Genomic DNA, 26,522 nt, shown 5'->3' with positions numbered 1-26,522 from the left:
CCGATCCAGAATGCCTTCGTCGAGAGCTTCAACGGGCGTATGCGTGATGAACTACTCAACGAGACCCTGTTCTTCGAACTCGACGACGCCAGGGCAAAGATCGCGGCGTGGGTTGCCGACTACAACGGCGACCGCCCGCACTCATCGCTGAAATACCTCACCCCGGCGGCCTATGCTGCCACATTCACCGCAACGGGCGATCGGCTGCGCAACCCCGACCAGCTCCGCCGATCGCCCGTTGCTCCACCTGCGCCAATCGGCGTACAAACCCCCGAGACTCTAATTGCCTCTGGATGAAAACTCAGGGGCAGGTCACTTGCCTTGAATCTCTGCAAGCGAATAGCCGACCGCCTTGAGGAAGTTGTCGTTCGCCTTGATGATCGTCCCATCAAGCTTGAATTCGATGATGGCTTGGGACCGATCAACTGCTTGGGCGGTAGCCAAGGCATCTTCGATGGACTATTGTTCCGGCGAAACATGGCAAATCCTTCCACTCAGCAATCGAGTAAGGATGTGCCGACCTCGTAAAGGAATTGCTAACCTGGTGACGATCCCCGTATTTTCACGATAGGCGCGGGCAGGCGCAACCAGAGCAATGGGCGGTGACGCAGGCGCTTCAGCCGTTCCGCGACTCCCCATTATGCGGATATGAATTGTTTCCTATGGGCCGGTACGGTAGGTTCTTCGGCTAGGGATTAACGTCCCCCCTACCCATCGCTTGGCAGCGCTGGCAGGCATGCTCCCAGGCGTCAAAACTGACCGCTGGTGCGTCTTTAGGATTGACCGGCATTACGAAGGGATCATCGCCATGGGCCACGTAGGACTGCCACAAGTCGTCTGCGGACATACCTGGCTTAAATGCTTCGGCAAGCCATTCATCGACGATGGCTCGGCAGGCCGCCAACGCCTCTTCAGCGGTCTCGAACGTGCCATGGTTGAGGCGTTCGGATTCATCCATAAATTTATAATTGTCGTCGATCAGGACTCGATATTTCACGACGCATCCTTGGCGACTGACCCAGCCCGGCAACCGCAGCCGGACAGGACAAGGGATATGTAATATATCCCATGTCCGTCCAGCCGCTTTCGGGTTCAGTCGGACATAATTTTTATGTAATGGGACATGTCCGGCTCGGCTAGTGAAGAAGAACGGCGTCCGGCAAGCCGTAGAGGTCGCGATATAGCACAATCTTGCCGTCGCGCTTTAGTTCGGCTTCAGCACGCCGAAAACGCTTGCTGAGAGTGTCTTCCTTAGCGTCCGGTTCTGTTGTTCTGCAATCGGCGTAGTACTGCTCACGCCAGACGTTCGGATGCACGACCATGGTCGGGGCTTCAGAGGACGGTTCACCTCGCGCCTCGATAGCTCGGCTCAATGAAGAAAGCGCTGCTTCGGCCACCTTTGGAGGCTTCTGTCCATCGATCTGCACGACAATCGGCGCGGAAGTTTCGTCGCCGTCCTGGCCTATACCGAGCGTGACGCTTTCCAGCTTGAAATGCGTGATTACGCCGTCCTGCCCATCATTAGCGCCGGTGCATTCAAACGTGTATTGCTTTGCAGCCCCGCTACCCGTCGCCTTTATGCCGAACGAAACGTCTATCGCGCCGTCCAAATCGATTGCCCCTTTGCCGCGATCATCAGACCAAGGCGAATGATGAATTATGACAACGTGAGCACCAGTCGCGCGGCTAAGAACATCTATCGACTGTACGTATCGTCCCATGTCGCGTGATTGATGCTGGTCGCCCGGACCGAACGTTCTTGTTAGGGTGTCAACGATGACCATCACGCAGCCAGAAGGCCGCGACATATTTCCGGCCCTTACCGTGGAACAGAATCTTATCTTGGGCGAGAAGAAGCCTAGAGGTGCCTCATCGAAAGCCCAGTGGTCCTTGGACGACATGTATCGCTTTTTCCCGCATCTGAAAGAACGCCGATATATCCCCGCGGGGGTGCTTTCAGGTGGCGAGCAGCAGATGCTCACGCTGTGCAGGACGCTTATGGGAAATCCAGACATGATCATAATCGATGAGCCCACGGAAGGACTCGGCCCCCGCATTGTTCACCTTGTCGGCGAGTATTTGGTTGAGCTGAGAAATAGAGGAATTTCGGTGCCCTTGGGACGGAGAATGAGAACCAGGACCAGCAGGATATATGGCAGCATCGGTGCCATCTGTGCAACGGTAATGCGGAGAACGGTGCCGCGCAGCGCGGTCTCTTGGATTCCGAGCGCCGTCAGCAGGGTGAGAACAGAATAGTCCAGCGATACCGCAAAGGTCTGCACCATTCCGATCAAGAGGGATGCAATCAGGGCGCCGGCGAGCGAGCCTAGCCCACCAACGACCACAACAACGAAGATGATGCTGCCGACAGTGGCGGCCATGCCGGGCTCGGTGACAAAGGCATTGCCCCCGATCACACCCGCGAGCGCGGCGAGACCACAGCCTCCTGCAAACACCAGCGTAAACACGCGGGGAACGTTGTGGCCCAGTGCCTCGACCATGGAAGGGTGTGTTAAGGCGGCCTGAACGACGAGGCCCACACGTGTCCTTGTCAGAGCGAGATAAATTGACAGCACATGAGCGACGCAACGAGCATCATTAAACCGCGATAGATCGGAAAGGAGGTGCCATAGAGCGTAAACAGCGGGCCGACGGTGCTGCACGCCATGAATGCCGCCCACACCAACGCGTATGGGATTTCCGTTCATGACGTCGCGATGCCGTTGACGCCGATGTTTCACGTCAACGCCGGAGGCCTTCCCTATATTGCTCCGCTTTGCGGTGCGGCTTTGGTTCTCGTTGGGCCTAAAATTGATGGTGAGATCATGCAGTCTCTTATTGAGTCGGAAAGGGGTGAGTTTCACCACGGGCGTACCGACAATGGTCACGATGCTGATGGAGTATCTAGATCGCAGCGGCAAGCGTATTGATAGTCTGAAGCGTGCTGTGATTGGCGGGTCCTCCGTGCCCGCAGCGATGATCGATCGCATGCGTACCCAGTACGGCTGCAAAATCATGCAACTCTGGGGAATGACGGAGACGAGCCCCGTTGGGGCGCTTTGCACGGAAACGCCGGCTGCGGCGGCCCTGCCGGAAGCGATTCGACGAGAAATAATGTTGAAGGCCGGGCGCGTGTTATTCGGAGTGGAGGTCAAGCTCGTAAGCGATGAAAGCGTGACCGCGTCTCCAGAACGAAGCCGGCAAGGTGCATTGTGGGTACGTGGTCCTTGGACGGCGAAGGCGTATTTCAAGCAGGAAGATCTGCCAATAATGGACAAGGAGGGCTGGTTTCCCACTGGGGACGTGGCTGCGCTGGACGAGTACGGTTTTCTTCAGATTCTGGATCGCACAAAAGACGTCATAAAATCTGGAGGAGAGTGGATTTTGTCGACCGATATCGAGAACATGGTGTGCGGGCATCCCGAAGTCCGTCAGGCCGCTGTCATCGGCGTGCACCATCCAAAATGGGAGGAGCGGCCCCTGCTGATCATTGTTCCCGTGCCCGGGACTTCGCCGACGAAGGAGGGCTTGCTCGACTATCTAAGGCCGAGAATCGCCAGTTGGTGGATGCCGGATGATGTCGTGTTCATTGAAGAGATGCGGATGACGGCGACGGGGAAAATTCGGAAGACGTCACTACGCTGTGTTGCCCGAAAAACAGAGCTCGAGCAGACCTCAGCAGCCGCCACAGCGCAGCGGATGATCATCGCGGAATTTGATAAGCACAGCGTTTGTCTTGGTCACCCTAGACCGTACCGGCTCGTGGTCGAGGATCTCGCTGACCGTCTCATCGATCGGATGCGGCGCGCCGCCACAGCCAGTCAAGCCTAAAACTAGCAGGACGGTAGCCTGGCTTCGCGCACTTACCTCGATCGAGAAACATGCCGGTGAAGGTATCCGGACCGCTTCGCCGAGGTTGTCGATCGGTACGGAGGGCCGGCATTTCAATAGGGTCGACGCGGAACTGCCAGTGGGGCCGCTGCGAATAGATCTCCACAATTGAGGGAGCGGCCGAGGCGGATCGAACGTCCATCTCATTAAGCGGAAATCAAGATTTCGTGCACCGTTGACAGGCCTGCATACGATGGAGTAAATCTAACGTATGTTAGAAAAGTTGCTTCAAGGGGTGGATAATGTCTAGCGCGGATCATCAACCGCCGGCAGATCCGGCGTGGTTCACTTCCCCGACAAACTTTGTCGATAGCGATAGCGCCGAGGTGAGGGCTTTCGTAGAGTCTGCTTTGCGCAACCTGAACTCCAGCGCTTCCGATACCGAAAAGGCAATCCGACTGTTCGAAGCGGTGCGCGATGGCATCCGATATGATCCCTACACGTTTGAACTGAGCCCCGATGCTTATCGCGCTAGCGTGGTGGCAGGGGCGGAGTCTGCTTTTTGTGTGCCCAAGGCGATCTTGCTGACCGCCTGCCTACGTGCTGTTGGCATTCCCGCTGCATTGGGCTTCGCCGACGTTCGTAACCATTTGAATACGCCAAAGCTAACCGAGCTGATGCAAACGGATCTCTTCATTTACCACGGATACGTGCAGCTGTGGCTCGACGGGAGGCCCTACAAGGTTACGCCGGCCTTCAACATGGAGCTATGCAAGCGCTTCGGAGTAAAGCCTCTTCTCTTCGACGGGACGTCTGACGCTCTGTTTCACGAGTTCGACGAAAAGAATCAGAGGCACATGGAATATGTTCATGACCGGGGCTTGTACGTGGATGCGCCAATCGACGAATTCCTGGCGGCGTTCAAAGCAACCTATCCCAAGTTGGAGGAATTCAACCGTTGCCGGATCGCGGGGCAGAGCGGCTTTGACGATGGTTTTGCGCCGACGGAGGAAGGGCATCGGCCGTGAAGTACTTGGAGGATTTCAAGGTCGGACAAATTTTTGCGTTCCGCACCCCTCCCTTAAGCAAGGACGAGATAATTTCGTTCGCCAGGGAATGGGATCCGCAGCGGCTGCATACGGATGAATACTATGCCAAGCAAATCCATGGCGGTCTGATCGCATCGGGGTTCCAGACACTCCTCCTCGTATTCAGGCCGATTATGCGGGACTTCATGACGGGGGTCGCAAACATCGGTGGTTTGGGTTTCGAGAGACTATCTTGGAACGCGCCTGTGCGGGCGAATGAGCCGCTTGATGTTACATTGAAGATGCAGGCAGTGAGGCCCTCCCAAACCAAGCCCGATCGGGGTGTCGTCAGCTACCGTGTCGAAGCGCGCAACATGGCAGGAGAGCCCGTGCTGACCGTCGATACCGCCGCGATGGTTAAGCGAAAGGCAGGGCCGCCGTCATGAGCAATGTGAGGGCGCATTCACAGGACGATTTGCGGATGCTGCGCGGAAGCGTGCGCACACTCTTTGAGCGCGCGGGCGGCATCGCACGCGCCCGTAACGCTCGCGACAAGGGCTGGGACCGACAGGTGATGAACGAACTGGCCCATGCTGGCGTGCTCGGTGTCGCCGCCCCAGAAGCGGTCGGCGGACTTGGCATGGGACTTACAGCGGCCGGTGTGATCGTGGAAGAAGTTGGTCGCGCGCTCACGCCCGAACCGGTGGTGTCAGCCATCGCACTTGCGATCGGAATGATTCAACGGGTATGTCCTGGCGATGCGATGCTCGCTACGGCTATCAGTGGCAAAATCGCCTGCGCCCTCGCGTGGCAGGAACGTGGTCTTCGAGGTTACTCTGACCAAATGGCATGCCGTTTCGACGGTAAAGTGCTGAACGGCTCAAAGGCCTGGATTGCCGGGGCCGTCGGCGCGGATCAATTGCTCGTGGTTGCGCAAAATGATTCGAAGCCCGTTCTCGTTGCCCTCGACGCTGATGGCAAGGGGATCTACTCGGAGCTGCGGCGACAGTCCGACGGAAGCCAGCTCTGCGACATCGGCTTTGTCGACGCCCCAGGTAAATTGCTGGCCGAAGGCTCGGTGGTATCGGAAGCGTTGTCCACCGTCGTCGCCGACGCCACGGCGCTCGCCGCCGCCGAGCTGGTCGGCGTCAGCGCTAAAGCACTCGAACTGACCCTCGATTATGTGAAGACGCGCGAGCAGTTCGGCAAGCCAATCGGGTCGTTTCAGGTCATCCAGCACCGCGCCGTAGACCTGTATGTCGCTCAGCAGGTGGCCGAGGCGGGGGTGAGCGAGGCGCTGGCACGGATGGATGTGAGCGCCGATCAGGGTGCGCGCATACGTGAGGCGAGCCGCGCCAAAGCTCGCGCCTGCAGCACGGCCAAGAGGATCACCCGGGAATCGATTCAACTCCACGGTGCAGTCGGCTATACGGACGAGTTCGACATCGGCTTGTTTCTGAACCGTGCGCTTGTGCTTTCGGCCTGGCTCGGGGATGCCGCCTACCACCGGGCTCGTTGGATGGACGCTCTTGAGGCAAATGAGGCAGGTCGATGACCGACTGGAATGCACTGAGTGACGAAGCGTTCCGCCGCCAGGTTCGCACCTTCTTCGAGACCGAGTATCCCGAAGAGCTACGCCATCTGCCGCATCGGGCGAAGTTCGCCGAGATCCGCCAATGGCACGAGAAGCTCTACGCCAAGGGCATGGTCGCGCCTGCTTGGCCGGTCGAATATGGCGGCATGGGTCTGGAAGCTTCGAAGCTCCTCATCTTTTATGAAGAGCAGCAGCGCTGGGGCGTGACGCGGGGCCGCGACATGGGTGTACAGATGGTCGGCCCCCTTATCATCAAGTTTGGCACCCAGGCGCAGAAACACTACTGGCTGCCGCGTATCCTTACTTGTGAGCACATCTGGTGTCAGGGCTACTCCGAGCCGGGCTCGGGGTCCGATCTCGCCAGTCTGCGCACGAGTGCCGTGATCGACGGCGATTATTTCGTGATCAATGGGCAGAAGATCTGGACCACGATGGCTCATGACGCCACGCACATCTTTATGCTGGTGCGCACCGATTCTCATGCGCGAACAAAACAGGAGGGCATCAGCTTCTTGCTCGCCGAAATGAACCAGCCGGGCATCGAAGTTCGCACGATCACGACGCTCGCGGGTGAAGACGAGTTCTGCGAGGTATTCTTCGACAATGCTCGCGCGCCCCGCGAAAACCTGGTTGGCGAACTGAACAAGGGTTGGACGATGGCCAAGGCCCTGCTCGGCTTCGAGCGAATCTTCATCGGTGCGCCCAACCTGGCGCAAAACGCACTTGTTCAGTTACGGACGATTGCGCAAGGGCGCTGCATGTTCAGCGATCCGGTGTTCCGCGATCGCTTTGCGAAAGTCGCTCTGGATGTTGAGGATCACGCGGCGCTCTATAGCCGCTTCGCCGACCAACTCAAGCGCGGCGAAATGCTCGGTCCCGACGTGTCGATGCTGAAGATCTGGGTCACTGAGACGTTCCAAGAGATTACCGAACTCATGATCGAATCCGCCGGACCTGACGGTGGCCTGATCGGTCCCTTACAGCTCGGCAATGTCGGTGTTGACGTGCTGGCGAACTTCTACAAGGCGCGACCGACCACGATCTACGGCGGGACGAATGAGATCCAGCGCAATATCTTGTCGAAAGCTGTTCTCGGCTTGCCTGGCTGATAGATAATTGCCCTACATTGAAGGAGGAAGAGCACCCATGTCTGACAGCTATGCCAAATACAACAAACTGAAATTCGACTATCCGGCGGACCGTGTTCTTCGGATCACGTTCGATCGTCCCGAAACCTTCAACTCCGTGGATGCGGAAACGCACACGCAAATGACCGACATGTGGATTGATGTCGACCGCGACCCCAACATCAACGCGGTTATCGTGACGGGGGCTGGCAAGGCGTTTTCGGCGGGGGGAGATTTCAGCCTGATCGAAAGGATAGCGGGCAACTTCGACGAGATGATGAGAACCTGGAAGGAAGCCAAGGATCTCGTTTACAACATCATCAATTGCAACAAGCCTATCATCTCGGCGATCAATGGCCCAGCCGCGGGTGCGGGGCTCGTTGTCGGAATTCTGGCTGACGTGTCGATCGCAGGCAAGCGAGCCAAGATTGTTGACGGGCACCCCCGCCTGGGGGTTGCCGCAGGTGACGTAGCGGCGATCATTTGGCCGCTGCTCTGCGGCATGGCCAAGGCAAAGTATTATCTTCTGACGTGCAAGGCAATCTCCGGCGAAGAGGCCGAGCGCATTGGCTTGGTATCCATGTGTGTCGACGATGATCAACTGCAGCAAGTCGCTCTCGACACTGCAGTTGAGTTGGCAAACGGCGCGCAAAGCGCGATCCGCTGGACGAAATATTCACTGAATAATTGGTTGCGCCAGGCCGGGCCAATCTTCGACGCTTCCACTGCGTTCGAGATGCTGGGTTTCATGGGCCCTGACGTCAAGGAAGGCGTGCTGTCACATCGGGAGAAGCGCGCTCCGAATTTTCGCAAGGACTGCCCTATTTAGTTTGCGCGGGAGAGAGGTAGAGCATATGCCCGACGCGATTTACCGGAAGATCGCTGCAGCCTATGGCCAGGCGGCACGTAAGGCGCCCGGCCTAAAGGCACGCTTCGATGCGGCGGGTTTCGACCCGGCAAGCATCAGATCATTGAGGGATCTCTCTCGCCTGCCGGTTCTGAAGAAAGAACAGCTCCTGGCACTCCAAAGGGAAAATCCGCCCTTTGGAGGCTTTCTCGCAGCCGATCTCGAAAGCCTGTCGCGGATCTATGTGTCGCCCGGGCCGATCTTCGAGCCCTCATTGGCGGGAGGTGGCGGGCACGGCCTCGAGGAGCTGTTCAAGGCTGCGGGGATCACGGTGGGCGATCTCCTCCTGAACACATGGTCCTATCATCTGGTCCCGGCAGGTCTTTTGTTCGACGAAGCAGCGCGTGCAGTCGGCGCGACGGTCATTCCCGGTGGTACGGGAAACCGTGAGCTGCAGGCGCAGATCATCGTTGAAACCGGCGTGACCGCGGTCTGCGCCAGCACGGCATTCTTCCTTACATTGGCGGATACGGTAATCGAGGCGTATGGGCGGAACGCTTGGAAGGTCAGATCAGCATTCCTCGGCGGCGAGATGGGCAACTGGATGGCGAAACGGCGTCGTATCGAAGCGGACTATGGCGTTACAACCTGGGCCGCCTATGCGACGGCCGATCTGGGTCTTGTGGCTTATGAGGATGACGGCGAAGGGTATGTTGCGCATCCCAATCACGTGGTGCAGATCTGCGATCCCATCAGTGGGGAACCCTTGGCCGCCGGCGAAACCGGTGAGATCGTGGTGACCGCACGCGACGCCAACTGGCCGATGATCCGCTTCGGCACCGGAGATAGCGGCTTCGCTCTTGAGAGTGACGGAGATGGTCGCGTTACGCGTCTTTCGGCCTTGCAGGGACGAGTCGGCGCGGCCGTAAAAGTCCGTGAGATTTTCGTCTACCCCCGCGCCATCGAAGAGGTGGTTATCGCGACCCCGGGCGTGCGCGCCGCCCAGGCGGTTGTGACATGCGAGAACGATCGTGATACTGTGCGCCTCTTGCTCGTCGCCGAGCCCGGCGCCGATCGTATTATGGCCCAAACACGTGCCATCGAAGCTTTTGCCACCAGTGCACGAATCCGGGCCGATGGCGTGGAATTCATCGATCTCCTGGAGGAGAACGCGTCGCTGATTGTAAACAAGAAAGACGCTTAGCCGGCGTGAGATCCAGCGCGCAAGGCGCGCCGCCTCGTTCGTTTGCTCGTAGAGGGCAAGTCGCGATGATGAAACGAAGGACCGGCATCGTACTGAAGGCCATCCAACAGCAGGCTCTGCAACATCACAATCAATTCAGACAGCGAATAGTATCCATCGCGTTGGCCCTTTTCAGGATTGAACCACTCTACAGTCCAGTTGAGCGCTCCCAGCATGGCCTGCCGCAAAGGCACAACCTTGATATCGGAGCGCAGCTCACCCGCTTCCTGCGCTTTGCGTAAGCAGTCATCCCAAAGGTTCGCGTATTTGTGTCGTATTGGCTGATGACGTGCTCGCACCTTCTTGGGTAGCTGCCCGTAGATGCGGATATTCGCAGACGTAAATTCGCTCAAACGAAAGAGGTACTCCATATGGGTACGGATCGCTGCGGCGATCCGGCTGCGGTGATCGGGAAACTGATGTGTCTTCGAAATGGTCAACGACATTCCGCGCAGGACCGCTCGCAATCCAATATCGAGCACTTCGTCGAGTATCTCATCCTTTGAACTAAAATGATAATAGATGCTGCCTGCTTCCATGCCGGCTTCTTGCGCGATATCTCGCATTGTTGCGGCCTTGTACCCTCTGTCGCGAAAAATCCGCGCTGCAGCGGAGAGCACTTGGACGCGGGTGCGGGATGATTTGCTGTCGTCGGAATCAATCAGGTCCAGGGTTTCCAGTTCGATTGGAGCTGGCTGTTTCAATGGCATGCCGCGTGCGGTGGACATTCCGTCCAAGAGAAGTTTACAAAGGCGCTCAGACAGCATGCTTACGGGATAGCGCGTCGCATCATACCATTCGACTGTCCAATTCATCGCTCCCAGCACGAACTGCCGCAGCGGTACGACTTTGATGTCGCTCCTAATGTCCCCGGCCGCTTGAGCTTCTGCCAAGAAATTGTCCCACACGGAGGTGTAGGCTTGGCGCAGTGGCCGATGGGCCACACGCATGTCCTGGGGAAGCCTCGAGTAATTTCGGATATTTGCCGAAGTGAAATCACTTTCTTTCAGGAAGTACGTCAGGTGCGCGTCGATCATCAAGGCGAATGTCTGTCGGAAATCCCTGCCGGAGAGCCGGCAATCCTCTCGGACCTTCTGCACGGCGTCGAAAACGTGCCGTACGCCCAATCGAAGGATTTCGTCGAAGATCGCCTCCTTCGACGCAAAGTGATAATATAGGCTACCCGCCTCCATACGCGCAGCCTTCGCGATCTTGCGGAGCGTCGTGGCATCGTATCCTTCATCTCGAAATAGCTTCGCGGCGGCGCTCAGGATGAGGGCGCGCGTCTGCTCCGACTTGCCATGATTTTTTCCAGTAGTTCCAAGCTGCGGTGAGGGCGAATTCATATTGTGTAATTTGCCTCTAGACATCGAAATAGCAAGTGCGATAATCTAACATACGTTAGAATTTGGTCGCCTAAGGTAGAACACCGATGGCGTATCCGCGGAAGGGAGGGGTGATAACCATGCGCGGGCTAAAAGGGAAGCGGACAATCGTAACCGGCGGCGGCAGCGGGATCGGACGCGAAGTATGCAAGCGATTCGCCGAAGAAGGCAGCGAGGTCGCCGTATTCGACACAAATGCCGCGGGTGCGGCTGAAACTGTGAAGATCATAGGGGACGCAGGTGGCAAAGCGACTGCCCACGCCGTTGACATCACCGAACGTGCGGCAGTCGATGCGGCTGTGGCCGAGGTGGAGAAAGGCGGGCCCATCAATGTTCTGGTCAACAATGCCGGCTGGGACGTCCCTCGACTTTTCCTGGAATCCGACGCAACGCTCTGGAAAAAGGTTATTGACATTAACCTCTACGGTCCCCTGAACATGCATCACGCGGTACTTCCGGGCATGGTTAGAAACGGAGGCGGGCGCGTGGTCAATATCAGTTCCGACGCGGGCCGCGTTGGCTCCTCAGGCGAAGCTGTTTACTCGGCCTGCAAGGGCGGCATTATCGCCTTCACCAAGACAGTGGCGCGGGAATTGGCGCGCAAGGGAATACAGCTCAATGCCGTGGCCCCAGGGCCGACCGACACACCGCTTTTCGCCGAATTCTCGAAGGGCGAAGGTGGCGAGAAAATCGCGGAAGGTCTCAAGCGTTCCATTCCGATGCGACGGCTCGCGCAACCGACCGACTACCCGGGGATCATCTGCTTCCTTGCCTCCGACGACGCTGGTTTCATCACCGGCCAAGTGATTTCGGTCTCCGGCGGGCTGACGATGCATGGATGACGCGCGCGACGGCGGCGCCCTCAACTTGTGGATTGATACGGCCGGACCGTGCCGAGATACCGTATCGGATGAAATGGTATGTTTACGCCATCTAAAGACATCCAGGACTGCAGCGCGATCCGAGCTTTTCTCACGCGCTGCGGCCTGACAGATTACGAAAGTCTCGTCGAGTGGGCCGACGCTGAACCCGATTGGTTCTGGTCACAAATTCTCGATCTTGCGAACGTGCGCTTTTCGCGTCGTTACCGAACGTTGCGGGACGTGAGCGGTGGGCTAGCCGGAATCCGTTGGGCCGCGGACGCCACTCTCAACCTCACCGAGACTTGCCTTGACGCTCGTATCGAAGTTGGGCTCGGGGAAAAAGCCGCCATCGACTGGATCGGCGAAGACGGGGAACGGCGCGTCTGGACCTACCGCGATCTCGCCTGCGAAAGCGCCCGGGTTGCCAGCGCCCTGGCCGCCCGCGGCGTAGGCGCGGGTGATGCGGTTGGCATCTACATGCCGATGGTGCCCGAGATCGAAGCGGCCCTCCTGGGCGTTGCGAGGCTCGGCGCTATCGCCGTCCCCCTGTTCTCCGGATACCCGGCGCCGGCCGTGGCGGCACGCTTGAACGACTGCACGGCCAAAGCGGTTTTGACGGCCGATGCGAGTAGGCGTCGCGGCAGGCCTGTTCCCATGGAATCCGTGCTGGTTGAGGCTCTGGCCGACGTATCCAGCGTGCACACGGTGATCAGCCTGCGCCGCTTCGGCGGCAGCGCCGCCGACCCACGGCGGGATCTGGACTGGGCTGCCACAGTCGGGGCCGCAAAGGCGGATTTTGCACCTGTTCCGGTTGCATCAGATGCGCCGCTGATGATTGCCTACACTTCTGGGACAACCGGCCGGCCCAAGGGGGTGGTTCACACGCATCTCGGTGTGCAGGCGGCGGCAACGACCAATTTCTTGTTGTGCCTCGACTTGAAGCGCGAGGACCGGCACCTGTGGATGACCGATATGGGCTGGGTTATGGGCCCGCTGACCCTGATCTCGACGCTTCTGGCGGGCGCGACACTGGTGCTGGCCGAAGGGGCGCCCTCCACGCCGGACGACCCGTTCCGCCTGCTGCGCCTCGCAAGCGAACATGGCGTTACCCATCTTGGCGTCGCGCCCACCTTGGTGCGACAGTTCATGAGAAGCGATCGCGGTCTGCTGACGCGGTACAACCTCTCCGCGCTGCGCATCGTCGCTTCCACTGGCGAGCCCTGGACCGAGGATGCCTGGCTTTGGCATCTAGAACACATCTGCCGCCGCAGGGCTGCGCCACTCAACATCTCCGGCGGTACTGAGCTCTTTGGCGCAATCCTGACGTCGACCGTGCTTCACACGTTGCGGCCCTGCGGTTTTTCCAGCGAGGCGTTGGGCGTCGGGGCCAAAGTGCTACGACCGGACGGGTCCGAGGCGAGGGATGGCGAAGTGGGCGAACTGGTGGTCACCAAACCGCCGCTAGGCCTGACGCCCACGATTTGGCAGGATCACTCGCGATATCTCGAGACCTATTGGTCGGATTATCCCGGCATTTGGCGGCATGGCGATTGGGCGCGCCGCGATTCCGACGGAACATGGTTCATTCTCGGCCGTTCGGACGACACGCTCAACATCGCCGGCAAACGTATCGGCCCGACCGAGATCGAGGCCGCGCTGACTTGCACTGGTAAGGTGATCGATGCTGCGGCAATCGCAGCGCCGGATGATCTGAAAGGCTTCGCTGTGGTGTGCGTGTGCGTACCCTCCGCCGGCGTGAAAACCGACGACACCTTGGTGGAGCAACTGAAGGACAATGTAGCCGCCGCGGTCTCCCAACCTTTCCGCCCGCGCGAGATACACTTTGTCGAGGCGCTGCCAAAGACTCGCAGTATGAAGACCATGCGCCGCGTCGTCCGCGCGGCGTTTCTGGGCGAGAAGCCGGGCGACCTGTCGCCGTTGCAGAATCCCGAGGTCATTGCTCCCATCGCTGCATTGAGGAACAAAGGCCGCTGAACGCCGTCTTGGAAGGGAGCGACAGGCTGCAACTCATCGACCGCCCCGCCAAGGGGGATCCGCCGCTTTGGTATGGTATTGTCGGTCCTTCGAGGCGCGGTGCCCCAACAGGTTTCTTTTCGATAGCTTGGCCGCAATGCCGACGGCCCGCTGCGAGCGGGCTAGCTGTGAGCTTTCAGGAGGTTGTCCATTCGACCGCAACCGTGAACGCTGATGTCGCCAAACACACAGTGATTCGCGGGGGATCGAATGGACACTCACAAGAATGCGCCTCTGACGCCCAAAGGTCGAGAGGCCATGGTGCGCAGTGTTGTTGAAGGAGGGCTCAGCAAGGCCGCAGCCACGCGCCAATTCAACATCACCAACGATTGTCGCCAAGTGGGTCACCCGCTTCCGCACAGAAGGCGTCGATGGGCTGCGGGATCGTTCCTCACGGCCCCATTCATTGCCAGGCCAAACCCCGGCAGCTACATGTGCCACTGTCGAGGCGTTGCGTCGGCAGCGCCACACGGGCAGGCAGATCGCTGCCGAAATCGGAATATCGCCCGCAACCGTTAGCCGCATCCTGCGCCGGCTCGGCCTGAACAGGTGGCCGCGCTGGAGCCGGCCGAGCCGATCCGCCGCTATGAGCGCGAGCACTCCGGCGAGCTTATCCACCTCGACATCAAGAAGCTCGGCCGGATCGGCTCTGTGGGACATCGCATCACCGGGCGGTATCCCGGCGCGATCAATCGCCACCATGGCATCGGCTGGGAGTTCGTCCATGTCTGCATCGACGATGCTTCACGCATCGCCTTCGTGCAGGTGATGGCCGATCAGCGCAAGGAAAGTGCAGTGGCTTTTCTTGAGGCCGCTGTCACTTACTTTGCCAGGCTCGGAGTCCGCGTCGAGCGCGTGATGACTGATAATGGCTCGTGCTACCGCTCAAGGATGTTCCGAGCAGCTTGCAGGCGCCTTGGTCTTTCACCAAATCTTCACCAGGCCATATACACCGAAGACCAACGGCCAGGCCGAGCGCTTCATCCAAACTTCCCTTCGCGAATGGGCATATGCCCGCGCCTACCAGAACTCAAATCAACGATCAGCCGAGCTGGTGCATTGGCTCATCGCTACAATTGGCATCGGCCGCATGGTAGTCTGAAGGCCAACACTCCCATCAGCCGACTCGGTTTAGCCAGGAACAACCTCTTGAGGCCCTACATAGACCAATGTCAACAAACGATATCATCCACCCTTAAAGCGATTGTGCCAGCCGGATGCCCTCGTCAATCGCGCGTAAGGCGTCGAGTTCGGTGGCTTCCTTGGCCCCGCCGACTACTGTGGCCGGGATGCCGCGCTCAATCAGTGCGGCGTGAAGCGCGCGCTCAGATTCCTGCCCGGTGCAAAGCACGATCGTGTCAGCTGCGATGACCTGACGTCGGCCGGCGATCTTGATGTGTAGGCCCTCATCGTTGATTCGTTCATAGCTGACGCCGCCCAACATCTCGACGCCGTATTTGCGTAGCGCGTTGCGAAGGATCCAGCCTGTGGAAACGCCGAGTCCGTCACCGGGCTTAGTGGTCTTACGCTGCAGCATGACGACTTTGCGGGTGCCGTCCACCGGTGCCTGCGGATCAGCCTTGAGCGCGCCGGGCGCGGAGAAATTTCCATCCACGCCCCAAGTGTCGAAAAAAGCCTCGCTGCCGTTAGCCTCGGCGGTGGGAGTGACGAGAAACTCGGCCACGTCGAAGCCGATCCCGCCAGCGCCCACGATGGCGACGGTCTTTCCCGCGACCCGTGTGCCCGATAGGATTTCCGCATAGGTTGCCACCTTGGGATGGTCAACGCCCGGCAGATCGGGGATGCGGGGGCTGACGCCGGTAGCAATCACCACATGATCGTACCCGCTCAGATCCTCGGGGGAGGCGCGGCGGCCAAGATGCAGGTTGACCCCGTGCTTGTCTACCTGGCGTCGGAAGTAACGCAGAGTGTCGTCGAACTCATTCTTGCCAGGAACTGCGCGCGCCAGCGTAAGCTGTCCTCCGAGCGTTTGAGAAACTTCGAACAATGAAACAAAGTGACCGCGTCGCGCCGCTTCCGTTGCCGTAGCCATCCCCGCCGCGCCGCCGCCGACCACGGCGATCTTTTTCCGGACCTCCGCGGGCGTATCGCGCAGCTCGGACTCGCGGCCAGCGCGAGGATTTACAAGGCAACTCACCGCGCGGCCAGAGAAGATGTAGTCCAGACAAGCCTGGTTGCAGGCGATGCAGGTATTGATCTCGTCCACTCGTCCATCGCGGACCTTGTTGGCGAAGAACGGATCGGCCAGCATTGGCCGCGCCATAGAGATGAGATCTGCATCGCCGCTCGCGAGGATGTCCTCGGCCATCTCCGCGGTGCTGATGCGGTTGGACGCGACCACGGGGATGGAGACGGCAGCGCGGACCCGTGCGGCGGCCTTGCGCCAAGCTCCTCGTGGCACGGGGTAGGCGATAGTAGGCACGCGGGCCTCGTGCCAGCCAATGCCAGTGTTGATGATGTCGGCGCCGGCGGCCTCGACCTTGCGGGCAAGGGCGGCGATTTCGTCTGCCGGTGCGCCGTCTTCGATGAGATCGGCAGCCGAAATGCGATAGATGATCAGTAGATCCGGACCGCAGCGCTGGCGCACCGCGCGCACGACCTCGACAGGAAAACGATGGCGGTTCTCCGCGCTGCCGCCCCAAGCATCTTCGCGCTTGTTGGTGTGGGTCACCGTGAACTCGTTAATGAGATAGCCCTCGGATCCCATGATCTCCACACCGTCAAAGCCTGCAGCCTGCGCGTTCGCTGCCGCCTCGGCGAATTGGCTGATTGTGCGCCGGATGTCGCTATCGAGCATCTCGCGCGGGATATGGCGGTTGATTGGTGCCCGAATTGGGGAAGGCGCCACGCAGCACGCAATCTTCGCGTAGCGCCCTGCATGAAGGAGCTGCGCGCAGATGAGAGCGCCCTCGTGATGTACTGCATCGCAGATCGGGCGAAGCGCCTGGGCCTCTTCGGGATCGTCGAGCCGCGGTCCTTGAGCGTCAAGCACGCCTTCGGCGTTAGGCGAAAACCCGCCAGTGACGATGAGCGCAACGCCGCCGCGCGCACGTTCGACATAGAAGGCAAGTTGCGCGGCGATCGGGTCGGGCTTGCACTCGAGCTTGGTGTGCATGGAACCCATGATGATCCGGTTGCGCATTTCATGGCGCCCGACCTTGAGTGGCGAAAGCAGTCTGGCGTAGGTCGACGAAGCCGTCGTGTTCATAATTATCCTCCCTTTGGCACTTGCCGGTTATTCTAACGTTTGTTAGGTTTCTTGGAAAGTCGATTTAAGACGCTCCGCGGGAGGATCATTCAATGCCCTTTCAGCCGACCGAAGATCAGCTCGCCTTTCGGGAGGTCGCACGGCGCTTTGCACGCGAAAGATTGGCAGATGGCTATCAAAAGCGCGCCAAAGGCCATGTCCTCGATCGGGGACTGATCCGTGAAATGGGCTCGCTCGGTTTGATTGCGTCGGATCTTCCTGAGAAGTTTGGCGGAATGGGTGAAAGCTCCGTCACGGCCGGGTTGATCACCGAACAGATCGCCTATGCCGATTTCAACGTCAGCTACGTGCAACTCCTGGGATCGCTCATGGGCGGCATGGTCGCAAAACACGCCTCGGAGGACATCGCCCGCGATTGGGTGCCGCGAGTGATTGCAGGGGACGCGGTGATCGGACTTGGCCTCACCGAGCCGCGCGGCGGTTCGGACGCGGCAAATCTTCAGCTGCGCGCCGAGAAGTCAGGTAATGGCTGGCGGCTGAATGGCGAAAAGACCTCCATGAGCTTTGCTGCGCAGGCAGACGCTGCAGTTGTCTTCGCCCGCACCGGCGATCCAAAAGGCGGGTCGCGTGGCGTCAGCGCTTTCTTTGTCAACTTGACGGAAAGGGGGATCAAGCGGACTCACTTCGACGATATAGGCACCAAGCCGGTCGGCCGTGGCTCGGTTTTCTTCGATGATGTCCATGTGCCGGCTGAATGCTTGATGGGCGAACAGGACCGAGCCTTCGGGACCATCATGGCGGGCTTCGACTATAGCCGCGCGCTGATCGGGCTGGAGTGCCTCGGTCCGGCGCAGGCCTCTGTCGACGAGACCTGGGCCTATGTCCAGGAACGCGAGGCGTTCGGCGCGCCCTTGGCCCAATATCAGGGCGTCACCTTCCCGCTCGCGGAGGCCGAGACGCAACTAACGATGATGCGCCAGCTTTGTTATTACACCCTCGATCTCCGCGATCGCAACATGCCGCATACGGCCGAGGCGGCCATGTGTAAATGGTATGTGCCTAAGACGGCTTGCGAGATTATGCAGCAGTGCCTGATTTTGCACGGACATTACGGCTACACGACGGATCTACCACACCACCAGCGTTACAACGACGTGCTCGGGCTCCAAATCGGCGACGGTACGGCGCAAATCCAGAAGCTCGTCATCGCGCGCGAGAGGGTTGGGCGTGTGGCGCTCCAATATGACAAGAGAGCGAAGGGGGCGGCGAAATGAGCGTCCCGGTCAATATCCGAAGTGAAGGCAGCACCGGGATCATCGAGCTGAGCCGGCCGGAGAAGTTCAACTGTCTCTCGCTCGAGGTGCACGAACTCATAGACGCGGCTCGCGTGAAATTCGAGGCTGACCGTTCTGTTCGGGCCATTCTGATCTGCTCACAGGGCAAACACTTCTGCACCGGTGCTGACCTCGTCGAAGTCAAGGGCAAGATGGACGATCCGGCGGCGCTCGACCACTTCATTGGCTTCGGCATGAGCGTGCTGCGCCGGCTCGAGCAGAGTCCCCTGCCGGTGGTCGTGGCGGTCCAGGGGCTGTGCCTGGCGGGGGGCATCGAATTGATGCTGTCGTGCGACGTCTGCTTCGCGGCGGAGACCGCGCAATTTGGTGATCAGCATGCGCAGTTCGGTCTCATTCCGGGTTGGGGCGGCAGTCAGCGGTTGGTCCGTCTTATGGGACTGCGCCGAGCGCTCGATCTGATGTTCTCTGCGCGTTGGTTGAAGGCGGACGAGGCCAAGGAGGCTGGACTCGTAAACTATGTCGTGGCCGATGATCAACTCCACAGCGCGGCCTTGGCTTACTGCCAGAAGATCGGCACGCGCTCGCGGCAGGGCATGGCTGAGATGAAACGGCTGGGTCGCGAGGGTCTGGAACTGACGCTCGACCAAAGCATGCGTCTTGAGCGCGACGCTGCATTGCGCCACCTGCCGGGAGCGGAGGTGGCCGAAGGGCTGGATGCCTTCGCCAATCGCCGCGAGCCGAGATTTGAACAATAACATCGCGTCGGAGTTCAATATGGATTTCAACTTGAACGATGAGCAGCGCCAGATCTACGAATACGGCGCCCAGTTGGCACAGCGTTTCGACAACGCCTATTGGCTCGATCATGCGCGTCGGCATGTTTTTCCGCGAGAGATGTTCTCTAAGATCGCCGATGATGGATTTCTGGGGCTTATGGTGCCTCAAGAGTTTGGCGGGGCCGGCCTCGGCATGACTGAGATGGCTTTGTTCATGGAGGGGACGGCCAATCACGGTATTCCGCTTCTGATGATGGTCGTCGGGCCGACCATGTCCTTGGCGCATATTGCGAACCATGGAAGCGAGTTCCAGAAAAAGGAGCTCCTGCCGCGGGCTTGTCGTGGCGAAATCCAGTTCTGTTTTGCGATCACAGAGCCCGGAGCTGGTTCGAACACGATCAAGGCTCGAACATTGGCAAGGCAAAGAGGTAACCGCTTTTCATTATCGGGCGAAAAGACCTTTATTACCGGCGCTGATGTCGCGGACTACTGCTTGGTAGTAGCCCGTACCAAGCCGCACGAAGAGGTCAAGCGCAAGACCGATGGCTTCACGCTTTTTGCGGTCGATCTGAAAAAGAAAGGCGTCGACAAACAACGGGTGAAGATTTCGATTCCACTACCCGAAGAACAATGGACGCTATTTTTCGACGAGGTTGATCTTGGTCCCGAAGATGTTGTAGGCCAAGTGGACGAAGGCTTTTCGATTCTTTTCGACTCGCTTAACCCCGAGCGCATCATCCTGGCTGCTCTATGCTGCGGAATTGGCCGATTCGCGCTAAATAAAGGCGTCGCCTATGCGTCGCAGCGCAACGTTTTCGGCCAGCCGATCGGTGCGCATCAGGGTGTCCAACATCCGATGGCCAAGGCCCACACCGCAGTCGAAATGGCGAGCCTCATGACCCGCCGCGCCGCTTGGGAATTCGACAACAGCCTACCCGCTGGCGCCTCGTCCAATATGGCCAAATATGCTGCGGCGGAGGCTGGCATCGAGGCGGTGGATGCGGCGCTCCAGGCTCATGGCGGATCGGGGTTTACCGAAGATACCGGCATTTACGAGCTATATCCACTGATGCGCTTGCTGCGCACGGCCCCAGTGAACCGCGAGCTTTGTCTGAGTTTCATCGGCGAAAAGATCATGGGCCTGCCACGCTCTTACTGAGAGCTGCGGATCGGCAAGGAGGTTAAGCAATGAATCTCGGGATGCGTTTCCGAAGAGCGGACGCTCACGAAAAGTCAAGCGCGCGCTGCTGGCATGCGATCGAAACAACGCCGCTCAGCGAAGTCCGACGCATTCAAGAAGAGAAGCTGATCGCGCAGATGGCCTACTTGCAGGCCAACTCGGAATTCTATCAGAAGAAGCTGGGCGCGGCCGGTGCGAGGTTCGACGACGTGCGCACTATCGATGATCTGCAGAAGCTGCCCTACACGTTCAAAGCGGAGATCCGCGACAGTCTTGCCGCTCGCAAGCCTTTCGGCCTCCACCTCGCGGCCAAGCCCGAAGATATAATTCAGATGCAGGCGTCCTCCGGCACTACAGGCAGCCCATCTTACGTGGCTCTGACCGAATCCGACGCCGCAATGTGGCATGAAATGTCGGCACGCTGTTTTTTCGCAACCGGGGTGCGGCCCGGCGACATGGTGCTGCATGCCTTCTCGCTGGCCAAAGGCTTTGTTGGCGGCATCCCGGTCATGCAAGGTTTGCAATACTTGGGCGCCATCGACATCCCGATTGGTGCCGATGGCGGTGCCGACCGTCTCATCCGAGCTTGTGCCGACATCCGCCCGCGCTGCGTGGTCGGTGCGCCAAACTTTGTTCTGCACTTGGGTGAGAAAGCGCCTGAGATCCTTGGCATTCCCGCATCGCAGCTTGGCGTCGAGCGGGTCATCGTGGGTGGCGAGCCGGGCGGTGGCATCCCCACCGTCCGCCGCCGCATTGAGGAGCTGTGGGGCGCAAAATGCACCGAGTTACTTGGTGGCACGGACCTCGGTGTGACCTATTGGGCCGAGTGCGACGAACAGTCGGGCATGCACATGGTCAGTATGGACTACATTATTACCGAGCTGCTCGACCCCGAAACTGGCAAGATTATCCCGTTCCAGGACGGGGCCCGGGGTGAGATGGTCTATACGGCGATAGGCCGTCAGGCGAGCCCGCTGCTGCGCTTCCGCTCCGGCGACTACATTGACGTCCTGGCCACCAGCTGCTCGTGCGGGCGAACAGGGCCAAAGATCCGTTGTATCGGTCGCGCCGACGATATGCTGATTGTCCGCGGTGCCAACGTCTTCCCCTCAGCCATCCACAGCATCATCAACGAAATGATGCCCGAGACCAACGGGGTTGTCCGCGTTGTTGCCGATTTCGAGGGGCATACGACGCAGTCGGCACTCAAAATCATTGTCGAACGCGGACCCCACCGTCCGCCCAACAGGGACGACGAACTAAGAAACAAGATCGAGACGCGTCTTCGCGATGCGCTGGTATTCAAGGCCGACGTCCGCATTGTGAAGCCCGACACATTCGAGAAACCCGGCGCGGCGAAGGTTGCGCTCACTCTTCGCAAATACCCCGATCTGTCATGACAATCCTTAAATCACTTCTCGATAAGGGTTCGGAGAATTTCCGGGCCAATGAGACGCACTATCGCGCGAGAATCAAAAGGCTGCACGAACTGCGGCTGGAGCAACGTGCCGGCGGCCCGCTGAAGGCACGGGAGCGACACGAGGAGAAGGGCAAGGTCCTGCCGCGTGATCGCGTCGAACGGCTGATTGATTCAGGCACCCCCTTTTTGGAACTGGGTGAACTTGCGGGCTTGAATAAATATGAAGGCGTGCCCCCTGGCGCTGGCATCATTACCGGCATCGGCATGATCGAGGGCCGGCATTGCATGATTATTGCAAACGACGCCACCGTAAAGGGCGGCACTTATTTCGGGATGACGAGCAAGAAACACGTTCGCGCCCAGCGCGTCGCTTGGACCAACCGGCTGCCAGTGATCACACTGGTCGACAGTGGTGGGGCTTTTCTGCCCGAACAAGCAAATATTTTTCCCGACGAAGGCCAGTTCGGCTCCATCTTCCACAACCAAGTGGGCATGTCGGGCGATGGCATACCGCAGATTGCTGTTGTGATGGGACCATGTACCGCGGGTGGTGCCTATATCCCGGCATTATGCGATGAGGTCGTGATCGTGCGCGGGCAAGGATTTATGTATCTTGGCGGGCCCGAATTAACGTTTGCCGCGACTGGCGAGAAGGTCGACGCCGAGACTTTGGGCGGCGGGAAGATGCATTGCGCGATCTCCGGCGTGACCGACCACTTGGCCGAGAATGACGCCCATGCGCTGGCGATTACTCGGCAAATCGTGGCACATCTGGGCGAAAAGACCAGTCCTCGGAAAATCCCCATCGTTCCGAAGCCTCCCGTTTATCCGGTTGATGAAATTTACGGCATCGTCAGTCGTGACGCCAAGGTACCGACGGATAATCGCGAAATCGTCGCGCGGCTGGTCGATGGCAGCGAATTGCACGAGTTCAAGCCGCTGTATGGCGACACATTAATAACTGGTTGGGCTCGCATTCACGGCCATGAGGTCGGCATCCTGGCCAACAACGGAGTGCTTTTCGTCGATGCAGCTCTGAAAGCGGCTCATTTTATAAATCTATGCGTGCAACGCGACATTCCGCTGGTCTTTCTCGTCGACGTTAATGGGTTCATGGTCGGTCGCGAAGTGGAACAGGCGGGCATCGCTAAGGCTGGCGCCAAGATGATCACTGCTATGTCGTCGGCCCGCGTGCCGAAGTTTACGGTGATTACCGGCGGCTCCTACGGCGCGGGCTACCTCGCGATGTTGGGCCGACCGTTTCAGCCGGACGCCATGTTTGCCTGGCCGAACGGACGCGCGGCTATCATGGGGCCAGAGCAGGCAGCGAGCGTGCTGGCCCAAGTGCGTGCCCAGATCAATGACCGCGAAGGTAAAATTTGGACGGCCGAAGAGGAAGAGGTCTTTAAAGCTCCAATTCGCCGGGAGTACGAGTCATTTCAAGACGCGTACAATTTCGCTTCGAATCTTTGGATCGACGGCGTTATCGAACCCGCTGAAACGCGCGATGTGCTGGCGCTGCTTCTGGATGTAGCTTCCCGACGTCCGAAGGTCGACAGTCACTTCGGCGTTTTTCGGTTTTAGGTGTGCGACACCATGCGTATTAAGTCTCTTCTCATTGCCAACCGCGGCGAAATCGCATGCCGGATCGCACGCACGGCTCGCTCGCTCGGAATCGTTCCGATCGGCGTCCATTCTGACGCTGACGCCGAGGCGTTGCATGTGCGCGAAGTCGGTCGGTCGCTCAGGATCGGAGGCGGACCCGCTGTCGAAAGTTATCTGCGGATCGACGCGGTGATAGCGGCCGCTCGGCAAGCCGGAGCGGACGCAATCCATCCCGGCTATGGCTTCCTCGCGGAAAATCCGGACTTCGCTCGTGCGGTGGAGGCCGCCGGTATGATCTTCGTCGGCCCTACCGCCGAGACACTACAGCGGTTCGGCGACAAGGCCAGTGCTAAAAAGGCCGCGACAGCCGCCGGCGTGCCGGTCATTCCCGGAGGCCATGGTGTCATGTCCGACCCCGATCAAATCGCACGGGCGGTACGAGAAGTTGGGCTTCCGGCTCTTTTGAAGGCCGTTGGGGGCGGCGGTGGGCGCGGTCAGAGGCTGATCGACAATGAGGCTACGCTGAAGGCCGACATCGAGAGCGCGCAGCGCGAGGCGAAATCCGCTTTCGGCTCCGAGGGACTTTTGCTCGAGCGCTTCCTGCCTGCGGCGCGCCATGTCGAAATACAAATCGCCGGTGATGGCACAGGCCACGTGGTGCACCTCTTCGAACGCGACTGCACGCTACAGCGCCGCCATCAGAAGGTGATCGAGGAAGCTCCCGCCTGGGGTCTCCCGCGGCCACTTCTCGATCATATCGCCCAGGATGCGGTCCGGCTTGCGGAGGCGCTGAACTATCGTGGGCTAGGCACTGTCGAGTTTCTTGTGCTAGGCGAAGAGTACTTTTTTCTGGAGGTCAATCCCCGAATCCAGGTCGAGCATCCGGTAACCGAAGCGGTCACCGGATTGGACCTCGTGGCGCTGCAGCTGCGCATCGCAGAGGGCGCAGGCTTGGGCCTGACCCAAGATCAGATCACCTGCACGGGGCATGCTGTGGAGGCTCGGCTCTACGCCGAGGATCCGCGGATGCAGTTTTCTCCTTCAACAGGGCGGATCACGGCGATTTCGCTGCCCGACGGTCTTAGGATTGATAGTGGCGTTGAGGCAGGCGACAGTGTTAGCCCTTTCTATGATCCGATGATTGCAAAGCTCATCGTGCATCATTCCGATCGGGATGCGGCGCTGGCGCGCCTGGCTCAAGCGTTGGATCACGTGGTTGTGGACGGGGTCGAGACGAACCGTACCTTTCTTGCTGCACTCACCCGAGACGCCGATTTTGCGCGAATGCAGGTGCATACCCGCTGGATCGACAGTTGCATCGATGCACTAACCGCCGCTCCGCAGCGCTCGGATGGGCGGCTGTGGCAGGCGGTGGCCGCCGTTCTGTTCGTCACCCGTGGCCGCGCCGACAGCGATGCCAACCCTTGGCGCAACCGTGATAGGTTTACCGGTTGGCGGCTCGGCCTTGGCGGCGCTCTGGAGGAGGCAGGCCAGCGTGTGATCCTCGCGCATCCGGGAACATCCGGCAAAGAGCTGCGCGTCAGCCCGGTGGGAAATGACAACCTCTTTGTTGTCTACAGCGACGACAGCATGCCCTTGGCGCTGAACGCAACTGAGCTTCGATCCGGCCGCTTGCAGATCACGCATGAGGACGAAACGATTACCATCGAAGCGCGCGTCCGAGGCAATTCGATCGAAATCGACACGCCTGGCGGCCGTCTGCTGTACCAAGCGTCGACATCGCTGGCTTTCGCTGAAGTAGATAGCACTGCGGACCGCATTCTCGTGTCTCCTCTAACCGGCACAATTGTGAAGGTATTGATCGACGAGGGGGCCTCAGTAGCGGCCGGCGAGGTTGTGGCGATCCTGGAGTCCATGAAGCTTGAGATCTCGATAAAGGCGATGGTTTCGGGAGTGGCGAAAAATATATCCATCTCGCGAGGCGCAATGGTGGACCGAGGGCAGCCAATCGTCGAGATAACTCCCTTAGAAAGTGAGAGTTCATGAGCGATTTTCCAAAATTCGTCGAGTTTAGAGAAGAGGGACCCCGCGAGGGGTTTCAGATCGAAAAAAAGATCTACCCGATCGAAGAACGGGTCGAACTGATCGATATGCTCAGCGAAACCGGGCTGAAGCGGATTCAGGTAGGTAGCTTCGTCAACACCCAAAAGGTGCCCCAAATGGCCGATACAGCCGAGCTGTTCAAGCGCATTAGGCGGGTGCATGGCGTAAGATACACGTCGCTCTGGCTGAACGACAAGGGCTTTCGCAAGGCGCTCGCAGCGCCTCAAGTCGATATCGATCCGCGGCTATTGTTCTATCCATCCGACACATTCTCGCGAAAGAACAACGATGCTTCCTCGATGGAGATGCGCGAGAAGCAGCGCGAATGGGTCAACCTCTACAAGCAGGAGGGCTACACTGTCGACACGGCATATGTGATGACCGCATTCGGATGCAACTTCGAAGGACCGATCCCGCAGGACCGGGTCTTAGACGATTTCCGTTTCGTGCTGGATCTCTGCGCAGAAGAAAATATTCCGCTACCGATCCTTGTTGTCGCCGACACGATGGGGTGGGGCAATCCTGAGGCAGTTAAGCGCATGATCGGGGCGATAAGGGAAATCAAGCCGGATGCGCGCATCGGCATGCACCTGCACGACACCAGGGGCCTCGGCATAGCCAACATCTATGCGGCGCTTTCTATGGGCGTTGACATGTTTGAGAGCTCCGTCGCAGGACTGGGCGGATGCCCGTTTGCTGGTCACGGCCATGCGCGCGCGGCCGGGAATGTCTGCACCGAAGATGCAGTTTTTTTGTGCCATGAACTGGGCATTGCGACTGGCGTCGATCTCGATAAGCTCATTGCCGCTTCCGTTTATGCCGAAAAGATAATTGGTTCACCACTAATGGGCCGTGTGATGCATTCCGGCGGACTCGATAAGTACCGTAAAGTTTAGTTGAGGAAAAACCGAGATGGCTAAGTTGCTCGACGGAACTGGTGCTGCGGCAACTCAATTTTAGATATGCTGCAAACCGTACGTCGACGGCGGTGTTAGCGTTCG

General features: G+C 59.1%; 24 protein-coding genes and 3 pseudogenes. 21 read left to right on the top strand and 6 right to left on the bottom strand.

Going from position 1 to position 26,522, the window contains the following annotated elements:
• Nucleotides 1-297: integrase core domain-containing protein (locus AC3WLX_RS34570; RefSeq protein ID WP_492339200.1), on the top strand; the 297-nt coding region annotated here is incomplete at its 5' end.
• An 18-nt stretch (nt 298-315) separates the two neighbouring features.
• Here AC3WLX_RS34570 and AC3WLX_RS34565 read toward each other — a convergent pair.
• The 3 genes and pseudogenes from AC3WLX_RS34565 to AC3WLX_RS34555 all read right to left on the bottom strand — a co-directional run.
• Nucleotides 316-456: pseudogene (locus tag AC3WLX_RS34565) on the bottom strand (PAS domain S-box protein); the annotation flags it as partial.
• A gap of 232 nt (nt 457-688) precedes the next feature.
• The gene (locus tag AC3WLX_RS34560; protein ID WP_155248780.1) at nt 689-997 is read right to left on the bottom strand and encodes a hypothetical protein; all 309 of its coding nucleotides are present in this window, start codon (nt 995-997) and stop codon (nt 689-691) included.
• A gap of 139 nt (nt 998-1,136) precedes the next feature.
• Nucleotides 1,137-1,901: an AAA family ATPase gene (locus AC3WLX_RS34555; protein ID WP_245265975.1), complete on the bottom strand. Its 765-nt coding sequence runs from the start codon at nt 1,899-1,901 to the stop codon at nt 1,137-1,139.
• Here AC3WLX_RS34555 and AC3WLX_RS34550 point away from each other — a divergent pair.
• Complete coding sequence (locus tag AC3WLX_RS34550; RefSeq protein WP_245269638.1) at nt 1,825-2,256, top strand: ATP-binding cassette domain-containing protein; 432 nt, start codon at nt 1,825-1,827, stop codon at nt 2,254-2,256. The two genes, AC3WLX_RS34555 and AC3WLX_RS34550, sit on opposite strands and share 77 nt — an antisense overlap.
• On the opposite strand, the pseudogene AC3WLX_RS34545 reads toward AC3WLX_RS34550, so the two are convergent.
• Nucleotides 2,193-2,708: pseudogene (locus AC3WLX_RS34545) on the bottom strand (ABC transporter permease subunit); the annotation flags it as partial. The gene AC3WLX_RS34550 and the pseudogene AC3WLX_RS34545 sit on opposite strands and share 64 nt — an antisense overlap.
• 106 nt (nt 2,709-2,814) lie before the next feature.
• On the opposite strand from AC3WLX_RS34545, the gene AC3WLX_RS34540 reads away from it, so the two are divergent.
• The 7 genes from AC3WLX_RS34540 (at nt 2,815) to AC3WLX_RS34510 (ending at nt 9,631) form a co-directional block, all read left to right on the top strand.
• A complete protein-coding gene (locus AC3WLX_RS34540) occupies nt 2,815-3,831 on the top strand; it encodes an AMP-binding protein (RefSeq protein ID WP_080654992.1) in 1,017 nt (338 codons plus the stop codon).
• 302 nt (nt 3,832-4,133) lie between these two features.
• On the top strand, nt 4,134-4,859 hold the full coding sequence (locus tag AC3WLX_RS34535; RefSeq protein WP_024343073.1) for a transglutaminase-like domain-containing protein: 726 nt from the start codon (nt 4,134-4,136) through the stop codon (nt 4,857-4,859).
• A complete protein-coding gene (locus AC3WLX_RS34530) occupies nt 4,856-5,305 on the top strand; it encodes a MaoC/PaaZ C-terminal domain-containing protein (protein WP_024343074.1) in 450 nt (149 codons plus the stop codon). Before AC3WLX_RS34535 ends, AC3WLX_RS34530 begins: the two co-directional genes overlap by 4 nt.
• On the top strand, nt 5,302-6,414 hold the full coding sequence (locus tag AC3WLX_RS34525; RefSeq protein WP_024343075.1) for an acyl-CoA dehydrogenase family protein: 1,113 nt from the start codon (nt 5,302-5,304) through the stop codon (nt 6,412-6,414). Before AC3WLX_RS34530 ends, AC3WLX_RS34525 begins: the two co-directional genes overlap by 4 nt.
• Nucleotides 6,411-7,562 (top strand): acyl-CoA dehydrogenase family protein, encoded by a 1,152-nt coding sequence (locus AC3WLX_RS34520; protein ID WP_024343076.1) that lies wholly within the window; start codon nt 6,411-6,413, stop codon nt 7,560-7,562. The genes AC3WLX_RS34525 and AC3WLX_RS34520 overlap by 4 nt, the downstream gene beginning before the upstream one ends.
• Nucleotides 7,563-7,599: 37 nt before the next feature.
• Nucleotides 7,600-8,409, top strand: a complete 810-nt coding sequence (locus AC3WLX_RS34515; protein WP_024343077.1) for an enoyl-CoA hydratase/isomerase family protein — start codon at nt 7,600-7,602, stop codon at nt 8,407-8,409.
• Between the two features lie 25 nt (nt 8,410-8,434).
• The gene (locus AC3WLX_RS34510; protein ID WP_049820517.1) at nt 8,435-9,631 is read left to right on the top strand and encodes a phenylacetate--CoA ligase family protein; all 1,197 of its coding nucleotides are present in this window, start codon (nt 8,435-8,437) and stop codon (nt 9,629-9,631) included.
• On the opposite strand, the gene AC3WLX_RS34505 is transcribed toward AC3WLX_RS34510, so the two are convergent.
• On the bottom strand, nt 9,628-11,016 hold the full coding sequence (locus AC3WLX_RS34505; protein WP_024343079.1) for a TetR/AcrR family transcriptional regulator: 1,389 nt from the start codon (nt 11,014-11,016) through the stop codon (nt 9,628-9,630). The two genes, AC3WLX_RS34510 and AC3WLX_RS34505, sit on opposite strands and share 4 nt — an antisense overlap.
• A 119-nt stretch (nt 11,017-11,135) precedes the next feature.
• On the opposite strand from AC3WLX_RS34505, the gene AC3WLX_RS34500 reads away from it, so the two are divergent.
• The 5 genes and pseudogenes from AC3WLX_RS34500 to AC3WLX_RS34480 all read left to right on the top strand — a co-directional run bounded on the left by AC3WLX_RS34500 (nt 11,136) and on the right by AC3WLX_RS34480 (nt 15,054).
• A complete protein-coding gene (locus AC3WLX_RS34500; RefSeq protein ID WP_024343080.1) occupies nt 11,136-11,897 on the top strand; it encodes a glucose 1-dehydrogenase in 762 nt (253 codons plus the stop codon).
• 78 nt (nt 11,898-11,975) lie between these two features.
• A complete protein-coding gene (locus AC3WLX_RS34495; RefSeq protein ID WP_028139154.1) occupies nt 11,976-13,913 on the top strand; it encodes an AMP-binding protein in 1,938 nt (645 codons plus the stop codon).
• 307 nt (nt 13,914-14,220) lie between these two features.
• The gene (locus AC3WLX_RS34490) at nt 14,221-14,721 is read left to right on the top strand and encodes a helix-turn-helix domain-containing protein (protein ID WP_366863931.1); all 501 of its coding nucleotides are present in this window, start codon (nt 14,221-14,223) and stop codon (nt 14,719-14,721) included.
• Nucleotides 14,604-14,882: pseudogene (locus tag AC3WLX_RS34485) on the top strand (DDE-type integrase/transposase/recombinase); the annotation flags it as partial. The gene AC3WLX_RS34490 and the pseudogene AC3WLX_RS34485, both read left to right, overlap by 118 nt.
• Nucleotides 14,821-15,054: an integrase core domain-containing protein gene (locus tag AC3WLX_RS34480; RefSeq protein WP_366863932.1), complete on the top strand. Its 234-nt coding sequence runs from the start codon at nt 14,821-14,823 to the stop codon at nt 15,052-15,054. The pseudogene AC3WLX_RS34485 and the gene AC3WLX_RS34480, both read left to right, overlap by 62 nt.
• 93 nt (nt 15,055-15,147) lie before the next feature.
• Here the strand turns inward: AC3WLX_RS34480 and AC3WLX_RS34475 are convergent, their stop codons facing one another.
• On the bottom strand, nt 15,148-17,181 hold the full coding sequence (locus tag AC3WLX_RS34475; protein WP_028139153.1) for an NADPH-dependent 2,4-dienoyl-CoA reductase: 2,034 nt from the start codon (nt 17,179-17,181) through the stop codon (nt 15,148-15,150).
• Between the two features lie 92 nt (nt 17,182-17,273).
• On the opposite strand from AC3WLX_RS34475, the gene AC3WLX_RS34470 reads away from it, so the two are divergent.
• Genes AC3WLX_RS34470 through AC3WLX_RS34440 form a run of 7 tightly spaced genes read left to right on the top strand, consistent with a single transcriptional unit; the run spans nt 17,274 to nt 26,417 of the window.
• Nucleotides 17,274-18,455, top strand: coding sequence for an acyl-CoA dehydrogenase family protein (locus AC3WLX_RS34470; RefSeq protein ID WP_024343083.1), 1,182 nt, complete (start codon nt 17,274-17,276; stop codon nt 18,453-18,455).
• A complete protein-coding gene (locus tag AC3WLX_RS34465; RefSeq protein WP_024343084.1) occupies nt 18,452-19,231 on the top strand; it encodes an enoyl-CoA hydratase/isomerase family protein in 780 nt (259 codons plus the stop codon). The genes AC3WLX_RS34470 and AC3WLX_RS34465 overlap by 4 nt, the downstream gene beginning before the upstream one ends.
• Entirely contained in the window at nt 19,221-20,411 is a 1,191-nt protein-coding gene (locus AC3WLX_RS34460; protein WP_245265977.1) for an acyl-CoA dehydrogenase family protein, read from the top strand. The genes AC3WLX_RS34465 and AC3WLX_RS34460 overlap by 11 nt, the downstream gene beginning before the upstream one ends.
• Nucleotides 20,412-20,440: 29 nt before the next feature.
• On the top strand, nt 20,441-21,832 hold the full coding sequence (locus AC3WLX_RS34455; protein WP_024343086.1) for a phenylacetate--CoA ligase family protein: 1,392 nt from the start codon (nt 20,441-20,443) through the stop codon (nt 21,830-21,832).
• Complete coding sequence (locus tag AC3WLX_RS34450; protein WP_024343087.1) at nt 21,829-23,436, top strand: acyl-CoA carboxylase subunit beta; 1,608 nt, start codon at nt 21,829-21,831, stop codon at nt 23,434-23,436. Before AC3WLX_RS34455 ends, AC3WLX_RS34450 begins: the two co-directional genes overlap by 4 nt.
• Nucleotides 23,437-23,448: 12 nt before the next feature.
• Nucleotides 23,449-25,464, top strand: a complete 2,016-nt coding sequence (locus tag AC3WLX_RS34445; RefSeq protein ID WP_024343088.1) for an acetyl/propionyl/methylcrotonyl-CoA carboxylase subunit alpha — start codon at nt 23,449-23,451, stop codon at nt 25,462-25,464.
• On the top strand, nt 25,461-26,417 hold the full coding sequence (locus AC3WLX_RS34440; RefSeq protein ID WP_024343089.1) for a hydroxymethylglutaryl-CoA lyase: 957 nt from the start codon (nt 25,461-25,463) through the stop codon (nt 26,415-26,417). Before AC3WLX_RS34445 ends, AC3WLX_RS34440 begins: the two co-directional genes overlap by 4 nt.
• Nucleotides 26,418-26,522: the final 105 nt, after the last annotated feature.

It is taken from the genome of Bradyrhizobium sp. FW305-F6 (assembly GCF_058782905.1).
The sequence above is the reverse complement of the archived record's forward strand: the minus strand, read 5'-3'. Positions and strand labels throughout refer to the sequence as shown.